This window comes from Gammaproteobacteria bacterium (assembly GCA_029881255.1).
Taxonomy (GTDB): Bacteria; Pseudomonadota; Gammaproteobacteria; order S012-40; family S012-40; genus JAOUMY01.
On record JAOUMY010000012.1, the window covers coordinates 49,758 to 65,169 of the forward strand.

General features: G+C 46.0%; 14 protein-coding genes. 12 read left to right on the forward strand and 2 right to left on the reverse strand.

From position 1 onward, the window contains the following. Positions 1 to 184: 184 nt before the first annotated feature. Positions 185 to 892 (forward strand): hypothetical protein, encoded by a 708-nt coding sequence (locus tag OEZ43_17990; GenBank protein ID MDH5547475.1) that lies wholly within the window; start codon positions 185 to 187, stop codon positions 890 to 892. A gap of 146 nt (positions 893 to 1,038) precedes the next feature. Further along, complete coding sequence (gene tcdA / locus OEZ43_17995; protein MDH5547476.1) at positions 1,039 to 1,851, forward strand: tRNA cyclic N6-threonylcarbamoyladenosine(37) synthase TcdA; 813 nt, start codon at positions 1,039 to 1,041, stop codon at positions 1,849 to 1,851. Here the strand turns inward: tcdA and infA are convergent. After that, a complete protein-coding gene (gene infA / locus OEZ43_18000; GenBank protein MDH5547477.1) occupies positions 1,844 to 2,062 on the reverse strand; it encodes a translation initiation factor IF-1 in 219 nt (72 codons plus the stop codon). The genes tcdA and infA overlap by 8 nt on opposite strands. A 191-nt stretch (positions 2,063 to 2,253) precedes the next feature. On the opposite strand from infA, the gene OEZ43_18005 reads away from it, so the two are divergent. The 7 genes from OEZ43_18005 to OEZ43_18035 all read left to right on the forward strand — a co-directional run bounded on the left by OEZ43_18005 (position 2,254) and on the right by OEZ43_18035 (position 9,647). Further along, positions 2,254 to 3,252, forward strand: a complete 999-nt coding sequence (locus tag OEZ43_18005) for a DUF1835 domain-containing protein (protein ID MDH5547478.1) — start codon at positions 2,254 to 2,256, stop codon at positions 3,250 to 3,252. 35 nt (positions 3,253 to 3,287) lie between these two features. Further along, a complete protein-coding gene (locus tag OEZ43_18010; protein ID MDH5547479.1) occupies positions 3,288 to 4,724 on the forward strand; it encodes a cation:proton antiporter in 1,437 nt (478 codons plus the stop codon). A gap of 89 nt (positions 4,725 to 4,813) precedes the next feature. After that, positions 4,814 to 5,260 (forward strand): MarR family transcriptional regulator, encoded by a 447-nt coding sequence (locus OEZ43_18015; protein MDH5547480.1) that lies wholly within the window; start codon positions 4,814 to 4,816, stop codon positions 5,258 to 5,260. Then, entirely contained in the window at positions 5,257 to 5,964 is a 708-nt protein-coding gene (locus tag OEZ43_18020; GenBank protein ID MDH5547481.1) for a DUF4336 domain-containing protein, read from the forward strand. The genes OEZ43_18015 and OEZ43_18020 overlap by 4 nt, the downstream gene beginning before the upstream one ends. A gap of 168 nt (positions 5,965 to 6,132) precedes the next feature. After that, a complete protein-coding gene (locus OEZ43_18025; protein MDH5547482.1) occupies positions 6,133 to 8,307 on the forward strand; it encodes a cytochrome c in 2,175 nt (724 codons plus the stop codon). Positions 8,308 to 8,444: 137 nt separating this feature from the next. Then, the gene (locus OEZ43_18030) at positions 8,445 to 9,029 is read left to right on the forward strand and encodes a TetR/AcrR family transcriptional regulator (GenBank protein MDH5547483.1); all 585 of its coding nucleotides are present in this window, start codon (positions 8,445 to 8,447) and stop codon (positions 9,027 to 9,029) included. A 201-nt stretch (positions 9,030 to 9,230) separates the two neighbouring features. After that, positions 9,231 to 9,647, forward strand: a complete 417-nt coding sequence (locus OEZ43_18035; protein MDH5547484.1) for an MAPEG family protein — start codon at positions 9,231 to 9,233, stop codon at positions 9,645 to 9,647. A gap of 127 nt (positions 9,648 to 9,774) precedes the next feature. Here OEZ43_18035 and OEZ43_18040 read toward each other — a convergent pair whose 3' ends face one another. Then, positions 9,775 to 10,536 (reverse strand): PEP-CTERM/exosortase system-associated acyltransferase, encoded by a 762-nt coding sequence (locus OEZ43_18040; GenBank protein ID MDH5547485.1) that lies wholly within the window; start codon positions 10,534 to 10,536, stop codon positions 9,775 to 9,777. 190 nt (positions 10,537 to 10,726) lie between these two features. On the opposite strand from OEZ43_18040, the gene OEZ43_18045 reads away from it, so the two are divergent. From OEZ43_18045 to OEZ43_18055, 3 genes are read left to right on the forward strand one after another with little or no spacing between them, the layout of a single operon-like run. Further along, positions 10,727 to 11,200: a hypothetical protein gene (locus OEZ43_18045; protein MDH5547486.1), complete on the forward strand. Its 474-nt coding sequence runs from the start codon at positions 10,727 to 10,729 to the stop codon at positions 11,198 to 11,200. Next, positions 11,157 to 12,410, forward strand: a complete 1,254-nt coding sequence (locus tag OEZ43_18050; GenBank protein MDH5547487.1) for a hypothetical protein — start codon at positions 11,157 to 11,159, stop codon at positions 12,408 to 12,410. Before OEZ43_18045 ends, OEZ43_18050 begins: the two co-directional genes overlap by 44 nt. An 18-nt stretch (positions 12,411 to 12,428) precedes the next feature. Further along, positions 12,429 to 15,305, forward strand: a complete 2,877-nt coding sequence (locus OEZ43_18055) for an EAL domain-containing protein (protein ID MDH5547488.1) — start codon at positions 12,429 to 12,431, stop codon at positions 15,303 to 15,305. Positions 15,306 to 15,412 lie beyond the last annotated feature (107 nt).

Consider the following 15,412-nt stretch of genomic DNA (forward strand, 5'->3'; position numbering starts at 1 on the left):
ACCGCCTCGTTTTAATTCTGCCGGTGAAATTTTCGAGGAAGAAAAAACAGCAGGTATTGACAAGGCTAAGTCCTTGTTTTAAGAATGGCATCTACTAAAGTTTTTGTTGTTGGGGACCGTAATCTAACGGCATGCAGATTGCTAAAAGTTAGAATTTTCGTTATGGAAACACTAGGAGGTTTGAATGGCTAAGAAAAAGGCTTCAAAGAAGGCAGCGTCGAAAGCCCGCGTTGCCAAGAAAAAGACAACCGCAAAGAAAGCGACAGTGAAGAAGGCTTCTGCAAAGAAAGTTTCTGCAAAGAAGGTTTCTGCGAAGAAAGTATCGGCGAAAAAGGCCACTGGCGCCAAGCGTGCTGCATCACCTGCACATGCGTCTTTGTTAAAGAGAATTGCTACTGCAGTATCTGAGCAGCGCAAGGTCGAAGTCAGCCTGAAGAAGGCGGACAAGGCAGTATCGGCAGCAGAAAAACGCGCCAGCAAGGCTAGCGCGGCAGCAAAGAAAAAGTCTAATCCGACCAACAAAAAGGCGGTCAAATCGGCAGCTTCTGCTGTGAAGAAAGCCAAGGCGGCGGCGGCGAAAGTGAAGAAGCAGGCCATGGCGGCGGCGAGTAAGGTGAAAGATGCAGAATCCGCTCTTCAGGCAGTCGAGAAGAAGGAAGCGGCAATGAAGAAAGCCGTTGCTGCGTTTACGCGTACCTGGTCTCGCGAGTACGATGCGAAAATGCGTACAAGCAAAGCTTCCACCAAGAAGGCGGCGCCTCGTAAGAAAGCGGCTAAAAAGCCAGCTGTTGCTAAGCCGACCATCGTATCGACTACGGTCGAACCGGAGAAGAAGCCGGATCAGACTCCACCAAGAAGTATATTTGGTAATCCATTTTCTTCAGGTAATTAATCTTGAAACAGGGCGCTCTGATCCAGGGCGCCCTGTCTTCCTTTCTGATGTTCTCTAAACATTCTCCTGTTTGTTTGTGTCCCGCGGTTTGTTTTGTGGGAAAATGGCCGCCTGTCGATTATCTCTCCACCTGGAATTCTTGACCTATGTCTGCGGACGAACAGCAATACCTTAAATTATTTGACGGAATAAGGCGCCTATACGGCAATGAGAAATTTGCCTTGCTACGCGAACTGCATATTTGCGTTATAGGTGTGGGTGGTGTCGGCTCATGGGTGGTTGAAGCGCTGGCACGTACGGCGATTGGGCGTCTTACGATTATTGATAACGACACCGTGAGTCTTTCGAACATGAATCGGCAGTTACACACCTTGCAGTCAACAGTCGATCGCTCAAAGGTAGAGGTGATGCAAGCGCGGGTGCTGGAAATCAATCCGTGGTGCGAGGTGAATGTCATAGACGATTTTCTCACCATGAAAACCTTGCCTGACTATCTCGACCCAGGTCGTGGTTATGACTATGTCATCGATGCGATCGATAGCATCAAATTCAAATCGGCGATGATCGCTCACTGCAAGCGCAACAAGATACCGATGATTATGACCGGTGGTGCAGGTGGTTTAACGGATCCGACATTGATACAGATCGCCGATTTGACCAAGACATTTAATGATCCACTGGCTGCAAAAGTCAGAAGCCAGTTGCGTAGTGATTACGGTTTCACGCGAAATCCCAAACGCCGATTCGGTGTAGAGTGCGTGTTTTCATCACAGCAGCAGGTATATCCAAAAGATGATGGAAGCGTTAGTCATGAGAAACCGGGAATACATGGCGTTTCCCTGGATTGTCGATTCGGCTACGGATCAGCCAGCTTCGTGACGGGAAGTTTTGCCTATTTTGCAGCGGCCAGGGCTATCGAAAAGGCACTCGAACGGCGCCTGAAGAAGACGCCTATTTAGCGCGATACACGATACGACCTTTACTCAGGTCGTAGGGTGTTAATTGAACAGTGACCTTATCACCTGTAAGGATACGAATATAGTTCTTACGCATTTTTCCCGAAATATGCGCTGTCACAACGTGACCATTCTCAAGTTCTACTCGAAACATAGTGTTTGGCAGTGTCTCCACTACCGTACCGTCCATCTCGATGTTGTCTTCTTTTGCCATATGCGATCAGACTTTCTCCAGAAACAGGTGTACAAAAACTTGTGGGCCGGGATTATAGCGCTCCACTCGGGCTAACTCTAGCCCAAATTACGGTTTGTTTGGCATTTTTCACGCATGAAGCCTCTGCACAACGGAAAACTGTCACCCGCCCGAACACGCCATTTTCTCAAAAACAAGGAGTCACCAAACCCATGATTCTGTCGCTAACCAGTACCCGCGCCAATGCAGATGCCATCAACCGAGCGCAACTATTCGGGGATGTCGTGGCCTGCGAGGACGTATTGTACGAGGGGCCACTGATGCAGGGGAAATCGCCTGTGGAGATGGCGCGCATACGCAGTCAGTACTTTTCGCAGCAAGGCATGACTTCGGCAAAAATCCTGGCAGATCGTTATATCCAGCGACTTGCTCGTATACATGACTTTGCGCAATACGATGAAATGATTTTGTGGTTTAGTGATAATTTGTATAACCAGCTCATCTTGTTGCAACTGCTTTACTGGCTATCTGAATTGAATACCGGCCGCCTGGAAATTACCTATATCTCTCCGGATCGCCTTCCTGTGAGTAAACACCTTCGTACATTTGATGTGATGAGCGATGATCAGATCTACCTGTTATACAAAAAGCGTCTGGATATTTCGATCAACCAGATTGATATTGCCCGTTCTGTGTGGCAGGCCATCTGTAGTGATGACCCGCGCGACCTTTTGGGTTTTACTCCGCGTCATTTGGCGGCGATTCCATACCTTGCCGACGCCGTTCAGCGCTTGATTCAACAGTATCCGTCCAAGAGCAATGGTTTGTCGCGTAGCGAAAAACAGATATTGGAAATTATGAGTACTGGCGAAAACGATCTGGAAAAGATTTTTATTCGCACGCAACGCAAAGAAGACAAGCCCTTTATGAATCAAACGATGTTTTGGCTAACCGTCTCGCGTCTGGTACAGGCAGAAATGCCTGCGATTGAGCTTGAGCAAGACGAACCTGATGACGACGGCGACGATGTTATGGAGTTGACGCGTATAAAAATGCATATGACAACTTTTGGTAAAAGTATATTACGCAATCATGATGACTGGATTCATCACAACGGCATTGACCGCTGGGTTGGCGGCGTTCATATACACGACAGAAATATCTGGCGCTGGGATGGTCAGCACAAATCGATTATGCGAACATACGTATAGTCGCCTTCTCCGAGCCTTGGACTCGTATTCAGGCCATGCATACGCAACATAGTATTTTCAATACCGGTTTGTTCGGCAGCCTGTTACTGTTTTTCCCCTTTACTGCTTCTGCAAACAATAATGGGATGCACACAGATCCTATTGCGCCTGTGATACTCGGTGTCACGGGGATATTATTGTTTGCCCTGATCGGACGATTTATCGCACGGCGTTTTGGTCAACCATCGGTGCTGGGTGAGCTCATCATGGGCGTGATCCTTGGCAATATCGGCTATTACTTCGGTTCAGATTTTATCACCGTATTACGCGAAGGGCCGGCGATATTCGATATGTTCGAGCAAACGCTCAGCGGCGTGGATCTGCAAACCGCTGCTATTGCCGCTGTCGGCGAGCACGATGCGCAACGCCTGATCGGTATACTCAACGGCCCAGACGGCGCAGAGTTGATTCAGGTTGCGCATACGGTGGATATCTTTTCCCGTTACGGTGTCATCTTTCTCTTGTTTCTGGTGGGGCTGGATACCTCGATTGGTGAAATGCGCGCTGTTGGTTCGGCCTCATTGCGTGTCGCCGTGGTCGGTGTGGTATTGCCCTTTGTTTTGGGCTTTGCCGCGGCGCGGGTGTTGATGCCCGAATTATCGGTCAGCACCGACTTATTTGTTGCGGCAACCCTGGGTGCGACCAGTATCGGTATCACCGCTAGCGTCCTCAAGGAGATGAATAAATCTCATACACAAGAGGCACACATAATCCTGGGGGCGGCCGTTATCGACGACATCCTCGGGCTGGTGATGTTGGCTATCGTCACCGGCATTATCGTATCGGGTAGCGTCGATGTAGAGAACATCGTCATAACTATAGGTTGGGCGGCCTTGTTCCTGGTGACGGCCTTCGCTTTCGGTCCGATACTCATACGTAAGCTCATTGAGTGGTTGCGACATCTCGATATTGTCGAAGCCAAAATGTTTGTCTCATTTATGTTTGTAATGGTGCTGGCGTGGCTGGCCAATTTTGTCGGTCTTGCCACCATCGTCGGCGCGTTTGCCGCAGGCGTGATTATGCAGGACGCCTATTTCAAATACTGGGGTGATTCCCGGTTTCACAAGATCAGTATCAAGGATTTAATATCGCCACTAGAGGCGATCATGGTTCCAATCTTTTTCGTGGTGATGGGGATACAGGTCAAACTCGAAAGTTTTCTCGATGAAAAAGTCGGCATTATGGCCAGTGGACTTTTGCTTGCGGCGATCGTGGGTAAGATTCTATGCGGCTTCGTCAGTTCTCGTGGTACGAATAGACTGGCCATCGGCATCGGCATGTTGCCACGTGGCGAGGTCGGTTTGATCTTCGCTTCGATCGGTACCAGTCTTGGCGTGATTAGCGATGCCTTGTTTTCAGCCATCGTGTTGATGGTTATCACCACTACGCTTATCGTTCCACCGCTATTGAAATGGGGTTTTAGACGAATATAGCCCGTGATTTAAATTTAGTCACACAGGTTGACTAATGATCCCCGCTTGTCTACGCTTCTACTGAATCGACAGTCACAAGAGAGTAGGCGATGCCTCGTTACGAATTACAACCCACTGCACGCTTGATGTTGATGGCATTTCGCCGCTTTGAGGACTACCTCAGCGAACAACTACATGCACGCGGATTTACTAATGTGAAACCGTCCCACTTCAATATTCTGCGACACCTTAACCCAGAGGGAATGCGGCAGGTCGATTTGGCCCGAGATGCGGGAATTACGAAACAGGCCGTAGGCAAAATGGTTGGTGAGCTGATCGAAGAAGGTTTTATCTCGATTGAGGATGATGTTACCGACAGACGGGCGAAAAAAGTCGTTTACACCGAAACCGGCTTAGACCTGGTCCGTCAAAGCGTGCAAATCGTGAAGGCGCTGGAAATCAAATTTAGTGAGATTCTCGGTATCGAAAGTTATGCCAATCTGCGGACCGGATTGGTGCAAATCATGGAATACTTTTCAGAGGAGGATGAGGAATGAGTAGGAATGACATAGACGATTTGAGACTGTTCACGAATAACATTTGGACGGCGGATGGTAAGTTTAATCTTCTCGGCGCGAAGGCAGGAACGCGCATGACTGTCGTGAAGTTAAGCGACGGCAGTCTATGGATACATTCCCCAATCCCCTGCACGGACGCACTGGCGCAACAAGTCAATGACATTGGTCGACCAGCCTATATTGTTGCCCCAAGCAAGATGCATAATCTCAATACCGGAAGCTGGAAAAAACGCTATCCCGATGCAAAGGTTTTTCAGGCAGAAGGGGCGAAGATCAAATGGGATTACGAAAAAATCGTAATCAATGAGAATGCGTTGTCACCCTGGCGTGGCGATATCAAGCAGCATTTTCTCAGAGGCATGCCGATGGTTAACGAGTGGGTATTTTTTCACGTACCAAGCCGAACGCTGATCGTCGCCGATATGCTGTTTAATTTTCAGGATCCATTGGATAACTGGACGCGGTTACTGACCCGCATGTACGGGGTATACGGCCGTGTTTCAGCCAGTCGCCTTTTTCGCAAGATGATTAGGGACAGACACGCATTTGAGATTTCTCTAAGAGAGATTCTTAGTGATGAAATCGATAATCTGGTGCTGTCACACGGAAATAACGTACTGGGAAACGCGGGCGAAATGATAAAAGACGCCTATGCAGATATTTTGTCGGAAGCACTTGCGTGAATAAGGCATATCCTCAGCCTTGTATGGCTTTTCAGCAAAGGTTAAACTGAAGCCGTTTACAATGCCCAACAATCCAATGTTCGGACTGTGTAGGAACAGGCTGACAAGCCAATAATAATCATAAAATTGGGTATAAATAGAAAAAACAGGCTGGTGGGGAGCAGTACGATGCCGGGTAGTTTGTCCTTCATAAAGCACGGAATAATTCCATTTGTTGCCATTTCTGTTTTGGCACTGATCTCGTCCTGTGGTGAGTCTCTCCCAGGTTTCTCCTTTAAACAAACCAGCGGTTTATCCCAACGAAATGCGGTTTCTCTCGAGGCTAGTAATGTCGATGCCTTTGTTCAAACCCTGTATCCCGTTTTAAGAAGCAATTGCGCCGCGTGCCACGACTCACAGGGGCCCACGCCGAATACCCCGTTTTTCGCCGATGTTGATACCAATGTCGCCCTAGGCGAAGCCTTACAGCGGGTCGACCTTATTGATCCAGTCAATTCCAGAATCGTTCAGAAGCTGGTACTGGAATCTCACAATTGCTGGTCGGGGAACTGTCTGGCTGATGCATCAGTCCTTCAAGCTGCTATTGAACAGTGGGCGGGACTAGCCAATGTCGGCCAGGTTGCCTTTATACAGCAATGCGCCAGTTGTCACGGCGCGAATGGCCAGGGTGTCAATGGCACAATCGGGTTGACGCGTCCACTACCACTGGCGGAGTTGACGACGTTTATTGAAAACAATATGCCGCCAGCCAATCCAGCAGCCTGTGTTGGTGTTTGTGCGGCTGATCTAGCGCAATTCATTTTTAATAACTTCAATGCAAGTAATAGCGGCGTGGTGCAAGACCCGCTTGCCACCTTGCCGGAAAGTAAAGCGCAACTGGATCTGTTATGCGCCCGACTAGCTGCGCAGAATGCACAGAATGTAGTGCGAGACGCGTTTTGTGGAGCTGTTCCACCAGCCATCACAAGTCTTAGAGACCTGCAAGCTGCATTAGGACTTGCGTTTACCAATCCAAATGCGGCCGGACGACGTAATAATGGTCGTGGGGGAAATCCTGCTTTTACATTGGTAGGACATTCGTCATCTCTGGTTGCCCGTTTTACTAACCCGATTAATCCGAGAGCGCTTATATTTACACCGCCAAATGGGCGTAACCAAACGCCGGGTTTGATCGCTATGGGCTTTGTGCGCGGTGATCAATTTGCGGAACTGGTGGTGTCGGATCGCGTCACCAACGATTTGCAATTCTTCCTTTTTACCTTTAAGCAGCAATGCAATCTGACCAATAGTTGCGCTATCGGCGAATTGCTCACACCTGCTGTCGAGAGAAACTGGGTAGACTACACCATCTACGGTCAGGTTGATCTGGCCAATACGGTGTTTGATTGTCTGCAATGTCACCAGACCGGAGGACCGGGAACTCCATCCATACTGCGCATGCAGGAACTGGCGAATCCTTGGAACCACTTTTTGCGTAATAATCGCCAGGGTGGACAAGTATTATTAAATGCCTTTACCGCAGCTCATGGTACTAATGAAGATTATGCAGGCATACCGGCAGCGTTGATTCCTGCATCCGATCCTGCGTTGCTGGAGGATCTTGTCAGAGGCAACGGATTCGGAAACCAGCCTAATGCATTCAATTCCGGGCTCATCGAAAATCAGGTAAATCAAACACCAGGTCAACCGGCTGATAACACAACTCCGGGGACGAGCGCAGAATGGCAGCGTATCTATAACAATACGGTATTGGGACAATTTATCGCGGTTCCATACCACGATATCCTGGTAACTGATCCGGCGCAGTTACAATCGGCAACCCAGGCCTATCAGAATTTTCTCGGTGGCGCACTTACAGCGGCGGCACTTCCAGACATTCGTAACATCTTTATGACATCAGCCTTGCGAGATATTGGTTTTCGTGTAATGGCTGGACTGGATGGCCAGCAGATAATTACCCAGGCGTGTACTCAGTGCCATAACTCTCAGCTAGACCAAACCATCACGCGTGCAAGATTCAATGTGGATTTAAACGCCATGAGTGATACCTTGGGCGGCGTGTTAACTGGCGCTGCTCGCGATGCTGAACTTGGTCTGGCAATCGCGCGGTTACAGTTGCCAGAAAACGACGTTCGACGTATGCCACCGGCATTATTTAAAACCCTGGATGCGACAGAAATCGCCGCAGCCACATCTTATTTGTGCAGCCAAATGACTACCCCTGGCGCGCAATGCGTGAATGCTCAGGCGTTTACGCCTAACCCTGCGCCGTTACCTGCGGCTGGTCCTCCTCCGGGAGGCGGCGGTGGAGGCGGCGGTGGATTCCGTGGAGGCGGCGACTAAGCCATCTCATTGTTGTTTCTTCTAACTTATCCTTTGCCCGTGCCGGGAAACCGGCATTGACTTTGCCTCTTACTATGCTTAAATCTTAGCGAGCGCTCTAGAAAAGCGCATGTGTTTGAAAAGCTTAGGAAGAGAGTGTGGGTAGAAAACGCCAGGTTAGCGACGAACAGATACTGACGACAGCACGTGAGTTGTTCATAGATCAGGGTTACGAAGTCTCTACACGCAGTATTGCGCGAGAAATTGGGATATCGGAGTCCGTGCTTTTCCAGCGTTTTGGCTGCAAAAAGGATTTATTCTTTCAGGCCATGGTTCCCCCTGAGCTTACTGTCGATGACCTGGATCAGGCTGGGCAAAGCCCACGAGAAAAGCTCGAAAATGTCTTCGTCGCATTGTTAAAACACTATCGCAAAGTGCTTCCCGTATTGCTGCCACTCATGTCACATCCCGATTTTGATTTAAAGGAATTCTTTGCCAAACAGGGAGAACTGAGTGATCGACGTGTTCAGTCCAAGCTTATTGACTATCTAAAAGACGAACACAACAAACGACACCTGCGAGTCTATAATCCCGAGGCCGTAACCGGATTATTCTTCTCTGCGATCTATGGCCTGGTGCTATTTGAACGTCTCGGTGCTCGGCATGAAGGGAACCATGAGCTGGCTTTGCGCGCGATGTTTAACGCCTGCTGGAATGGAATGTCTCCAACACCCACGACATAAGCCGAATGCAACCTCGCTTAGGTAATGTCTGTGAGTTGCATAAGGTGGACGACATTGAACGCGTCATGCCTATATTTTCATAACTTCTCCATTGCCTAGCCAGAATGCGTAAATTTATATCGGGTTGTGAATACTTTCTTGTCGCTGATACCACTGCTATTATTTCTTCCTCCTACAATTTCCAAAAAAGAAAGGATAGGTATGACGGGTCACAATGAATTGTTGTTTCCTTTGCTGGGGATGGTCTTTCTCGTTTTTCTGGTGTGGGTGTGGATGTATGTTACACGGATATTGTCGGTAACAGTTGGCTCCCTCAGAGTGCAGGACTACGCTATTCATGATACTGCGAAACCGCGCATGGTGATGTTAGCGGGAGATTGCTTCGAAAATCAATTCGAACTGCCGACACTATTCTATTGCGTGGTGGTGTTAGTACTTGTATTAGGCATCGATACTAGTCCTTATTTATTCGCAGCCTGGGGATTTGTTTTGTTTCGCTGGGTACATGCGGCTATTCACCTTTCCTATAATCGAGTTTTTCATCGGCTGCTTGCCTATTGGGCTGGCGCCATCTTTTTATGGTATCTATGGTTGCGTTTCTTCTTTGATCTGGTTTGATTAAGATTGATTATTTGCTTGCCCATAACGTCACTAGGATCGGCTTTTTTCGATACGCATTTTCAACTGTCGTGGACCCGTTATGATACGGGCTGGTATGTTTGCCGAGTGAAAATATGTTGCCTGGCTAGTAGGCAGAATTAGCATCGAGAGTCAAAGTTCTTTCACCATAGTAACGTCCATTGCTCGTAATGAATTCCCATACATCCGGTTTATTCTGAAATATTCCATGCAATAAATCATCTATTATGGCAATACACGGTTGTCTTAAACCACAGTAATTAAAAATAGGTCCCACTGCATTAAACTGGATACCGTAGCGGGATAACATGCGGATCAATTTCGGTTCCATCATGGCGTACCAATGAGTTAAATTCTTTTCGTGACTCATTGTTACTATCGCTTTGAATAAACCTAGAGTAAGATCACCATAATTACGTCTTTCATTGCTATATTCCTTAAAAGTTTCATTGGTTATTCCGTGTTCCAGGCCTTTTTCCTGCGGTCGACGACGGAAGTTGCTCGCGATAGAGAATCGCGAAATTTCCCCCAGATTAATTCTGTTAATGCGCCACATTTGATCTCGTTCGAGTCTTCTGAGGACTTCAAAATGTTCAATAGGAAATAGGTTGTTTAGGTTCTCTACGTCAGCGAGTACTAATCGAACTGTCGCTGCGGGTATTTTAGTGTTTCTATGCGTGATAAGGCAGTGTACGGAGCGAGCGTCGTATTCATCCGACTCGACTTTTCTATTTAGATTGTAATCTAAAAAATAGCCTTTTTCCTCGCAAAAAACATGATAACGAAGTTGCTGGCATTGTTGTATTGTCGTTTCTGACCGACAATAATCGAGTAAAAAAAATTGATCGAAGTGCGTTGTGATATTCATGACTATCCAAATTGAAATTTAGAGGAGTTTTGAAGCAAGTCTATTCATAGACGTTATTCACAGTGAATTGCAAGCTATTAAGAATGTTTTTCTTGAATGTTTTATAACTTGGTTTATAAATAGTAAGAGGAACTCATTCATTTGGCATGAATTTCGGTAGTAAAAAATATTTTCAACTGGAAAGGTAAGGATGCTGCACCCAGGTAAATGCGATAGGAGAGCGAAAATATTTTGGAGTGCTCCGGCAATTCTTCTTCAACTATTTTTTCTTTTCTGTACTTCAGGCACGGTCGTTGCGCAAACGCTTGTCGCCAATACCGACGTGCCGGTTGTAAAACTTGATCGAAACTTCGTACGTTCCATATTTCTAATGCGTATTAGGGAATGGAGTGACGGAAAGCCCATTACAGTGTTTGTTCTGGAAGGTAAGGAAGCAATCCATAGAGAATTCTGCAGTGAAGTGTTGGAGATGTTTCCTTATCAGCTGCAACAACGCTGGGACAGACTTGTGTTTTCAGGGACTGGGCAAGCACCTTTTTTCGTTAAAGATGAGGCGGAACTGCTAAAAAAGATTAGAAATACTAGTGGTTCCATCGGGTATATCGCCAGGGAAATGGTAGATGAAAAAATCAAAGTTATATCCGTCGACAGTGAATCGTTGTAATACGACGATAGCTGTTTTAGTTTGGCTGCTGCTTTTTTGTAATACCCATAGTTCTGCGTCGTTTGATAACGGTGTGCAGTATCACGCGTTTGCTACTCAAGCCTATATCAAAACGTCAGGTAATGATTTCTTTGGCAACAGTAGTGATTATGGTAGTGTAAATTTCAGGGAAATTGGGCTTAATGGATCAGTAAGGCCATTTAACAGTCTGCAAATGTCTGCACAAGTGCTCTACCGACAGGCGGGGAATCACGAACATATTGCAGAGTTCTCAGGGTTAACACTTCCGGGGCAATTAAATATCGATTTTGCCTTAGTCGACTACGAAATTTTGCAAAGAGAAAATTATTCCGGCGGAATTCGAGCCGGCAGAATAAAAAACCCTTTTGGACTATATAATGAAACTCGCGATGTGGCCTTTACTCGTCCGGGTGTCATACTGCCGCAATCGATCTACTTTGACAGAGTAAGAGACTTTGCATTGTCGTCAGACGGTGTTCAAGCCTATGGTTCATATAACGCGCCGTTATTCGATTTTACCTTGCAAGCAGCAGTTGCGCGCCCTCGAACAAGTACAAACCTTGAGATTACACTGTTTTCTTCCGATTTTCCGGGCGAGTTTGAAGCGCAAGCATCCACAATTGCGCGTGCAACGCTGGAGCTTTTTGGAAGGACGCTCAAATTGGCATACAGCGATGTTCGCCTTCAACTCTCCTATAGTGCTCTAGCGGTTGAGCCAGTCAGTGACGCAAGTTTTCAATTTAAGCCTAAGTTCTATTCACTGCAATATAGTTCTGAGCAATTCATTTTTACTGCCGAGTATGCGCGACGCACACTTGAATTCAAAAATCTTCTCGCCTATGTGCCGGTAAAAGTGCAAACAGGTGAAAGTTTTTATGCGCAAATACACTATTTAGTAAGACATGATTTGGGAATGTTTACTCGCTATGACGTCGCATTTCTCAATAAGGATGATAGAGACGGTTTAACAATGGAATCAATTACCTCGGGAGCGAGGCCGGCGCACACGCAATATGCGTATGATCTTACCATAGGTATGCATTGGATATACTCAAGGCGATGGTTGTTAATGGCCGAACAGCATTTAATTAGAGGCACGGCATGGTTGCCGGTACAGGATAATCCAATAGCTGCTTCGACCACTAAAAACTGGTGGATGTTTAATTTTCTTGTCTCCTACCGTTTCTAGTTTTACAGGAGATAAAAATTGAAAAAACTAAAACGATTGCTTGAACAAAAACGATTTGTGAGTTTGAAATGGCAGCTGTTCTTCGTTATAAGCCTGATAATAATATCCGTCAATAGCATCTATTTTTACTATCAGAACAACAAAATCGAGATGAAATATGAACAGGAAAGAATGGATAATCGTCGTCAGGATTTGGGTATGCTTGATGCGATTATTCGCCAAAACTCGAGCGAACTACAGAATCTTGGATCGATACTTCCCAGTATGTACGGGTTAAAGCACCATTTTGATACCAATCAGTGGGACAAGGTAGGAGCCGTCATTGAAGATATCTGGCCAAATTTTCAGGTCACTTATGAAATAGAAGGCATAGGATTATTTGATCGCGAAGGAAATATGCTGTATTCATCGGAACCTGACTCTCTTTATCGTATGGATACATCGACGGTTAAAGAGACGGTTTCATACGTTGTGTCCTCCTTGCAGCCGAAATCGGTTGTAGCATGTATGGATGATTGCGCTCAAGTCTCTGTTGTTCCGTATTTGTCAAGAACAAGTAAACTTGGGGCAATCGCTATCTACGCGCCGGTCACAGACATTGTGCTTCGTTTTTCTGATCTTGCCTCCTCAGAGGTCGGTATTCTCGGTGAAGCAGGTTTAAGTCCTACGCGTTTGCCGCGTCTGGATGAATGGCATATGCAGATAGCGGCGCTAACCAATTTCGGCAATGTTTTTAAAGTTCTGGAGACTTTGTCACTGAGCGAAAATTTTTCCGATCTTATAGATAGAAAGGAACTAGTTCAGCTGGAAGACAAAATCTACGATATATTTGCCGTTCCTCTGGACAGAATTGCGGTAAGCAGCCGCGGTTTTCTATTCTTTATTAAAGACGTATCAGAAGATCAGGCAGAACTGGAACGTATTGCGAAAGATAGTTTTCTATTATCACTATTTGGGTTGATCTCTTCAGAGATGGCTATACTCTTATTGCTTTGGCGCCCACTCTCACGCCTTATTTCGACCTCTCATACCTTGCCTATGCTGGCCAGAGGAGAGTTTGCTCGCGCACGTACATTCTTAAGCCGCGCCAATGAAAATGCCTATATCGTCGAAGATGAGATAGATATGGTTAATGCCAGCGCGATTGCTTTGTCTGATCAATTGGAAAAGCTCAATCGAGAGGTTGAGGAATCAACATTGTCACTAAAACGAAATATGGAAAAACTCCGCAGAGAAAAGGATTTCAGTTCCTATTTGTTAGATACTGCACAGGTAATTATTGTTGCGACGAATTCCAGAGGAAAAATTGAGTTAGTTAACAAATATGGCCAGATGCTGTTAGAGATGCAGCCTCAGGAATTGGTTAACAAATCGTTTGATGAGGTTTTTACCAATGGTCGTGAAAGAGATGCGGTCAGAAAGAATATTGAGGAGATCAACAAAGAGAAGAAGCGACATTTCAGCCAGGAAACCAGTTTCATTACGTCAAGCCAGAAACATCGCAGTATTGCATGGATACATTCATTTTTGGGGGATGTAGGCGAGCAGAATGTCACAACACTTTCAGTCGGAACAGATATTACGGAGCGAAAGGAGGCGGAACGTCGTATCACCTGGCTTGCCAATCATGATCCATTGACTGGATTGTTCAACCGGCGGCACTTTAACGAATTGTTTGAAAACTATCTTAATCAAGCCACACGCTATGGAAAATCTGGTGCCTTGTTGTTTTTAGATCTTGATAATTTTAAGTATATAAACGATACAAAAGGTCATCAGACTGGAGACAGGCTTATAAAAGAAGTGGCATCTGCTCTTCGTCGTATAACAAGAAATTCTGATATCGTTTCGCGTATCGGCGGTGATGAGTTTGCGATTGTTATTCCGGATATCGATAAGAATGGCGTTATAGAGTTTTGTAACAATCTGAATGTCAGAATTAATACTGTCATAAAACCCATAGTTTCGGTTCAACAAAAGGTTACAACTAGTATCGGCGTCGCCTTGTTTCCCACTCATGGCAGCAACGTTACGCAATTGCTGGCCAATGCTGATATTGCCATGTATCAGGCGAAGGAGCGTGGGCGAAGCCGCTGGCATGTGTATTCTGAAAGTGAACAGGCAATGGAAAAGATTCAGTTACATGTAAACTGGAAGGAACGCATCGAAAATGCGCTTAAATATGATCGTTTTATTTTATTCTTCCAGCCTATTATGAAAATCGACACCGGTGAGATTACCCATTTTGAAGTCCTTTTACGGATGCTTGGGGAAAGCGGGGCGATTATCGCTCCTTATCCTTTTATAAAAGTTGCCGAGAATACCGGCCTGATTAACGATATTGACCGCATGGTCTTGCTCAAAACACTCGATTTTATGAAGGCTAATCATCATACAACAAAAAACACGAATTTTTCTGTCAACCTGTCGGCTCGTACATTTTCAGACAAACGCAGCATCCCAATGATTAAGGAATTGTTGCTCAAATCTAATATTGATACTCGAAATCTCATATTCGAAATAACGGAAACGGCAGCGTTGCAGGATATCACCGCAGCATCTGCCTTGGTCGATGAATTGCGTAGCATGGGTTGTCGCATCGCCATAGACGATTTTGGCGTAGGTTTTTCGTCATTCTATTATCTACGGGAACTTGCGGTCGATTACGTTAAGATTGACGGTTCCTTCATACAACAGCTATCCAGTAATCGGGATGATCAATTAATTGTGCGTGCCATGTCGGAAATCGTTCGCGGTTTTGGCAAAAAGACAATAGCTGAGTATGTAGAGGACGAAAAAACACTGGAACTCTTGAAAGGATTTAACGTCGATTATGCGCAAGGCTATTATATCGGGACGCCTGAGCAAATGAAAAATGAAGAAGAAGTCGCCTGAGTAGGCGATCAGTAGGTTTAACAAAACGGTAACTTTTTTGCATTGACTAGACCATATACTATCGCAGTGAGAATTCGGCAGTTTTGTTCCGTCTATGCAAATCTTCA

Excerpts from the sequence above, each read along its gene's own strand:
- OEZ43_17990 (MDH5547475.1), top strand. The coding sequence starts at position 185 with ATGGCTAAGAAAAAGGCTTCAAAGAAGGCAGCGTCGAAAGCCCGCGTT.
- tcdA (MDH5547476.1), top strand. The coding sequence starts at position 1,039 with ATGTCTGCGGACGAACAGCAATACCTTAAATTATTTGACGGAATAAGG.
- infA (MDH5547477.1), bottom strand. The coding sequence starts at position 2,062 with ATGGCAAAAGAAGACAACATCGAGATGGACGGTACGGTAGTGGAGACA.
- OEZ43_18005 (MDH5547478.1), top strand. The coding sequence starts at position 2,254 with ATGATTCTGTCGCTAACCAGTACCCGCGCCAATGCAGATGCCATCAAC.
- OEZ43_18010 (MDH5547479.1), top strand. The coding sequence starts at position 3,288 with ATGCATACGCAACATAGTATTTTCAATACCGGTTTGTTCGGCAGCCTG.
- OEZ43_18015 (MDH5547480.1), top strand. The coding sequence starts at position 4,814 with ATGCCTCGTTACGAATTACAACCCACTGCACGCTTGATGTTGATGGCA.
- OEZ43_18020 (MDH5547481.1), top strand. The coding sequence starts at position 5,257 with ATGAGTAGGAATGACATAGACGATTTGAGACTGTTCACGAATAACATT.
- OEZ43_18025 (MDH5547482.1), top strand. The coding sequence starts at position 6,133 with ATGCCGGGTAGTTTGTCCTTCATAAAGCACGGAATAATTCCATTTGTT.
- OEZ43_18035 (MDH5547484.1), top strand. The coding sequence starts at position 9,231 with ATGACGGGTCACAATGAATTGTTGTTTCCTTTGCTGGGGATGGTCTTT.
- OEZ43_18040 (MDH5547485.1), bottom strand. The coding sequence starts at position 10,536 with ATGAATATCACAACGCACTTCGATCAATTTTTTTTACTCGATTATTGT.
- OEZ43_18045 (MDH5547486.1), top strand. The coding sequence starts at position 10,727 with ATGCTGCACCCAGGTAAATGCGATAGGAGAGCGAAAATATTTTGGAGT.
- OEZ43_18050 (MDH5547487.1), top strand. The coding sequence starts at position 11,157 with ATGAAAAAATCAAAGTTATATCCGTCGACAGTGAATCGTTGTAATACG.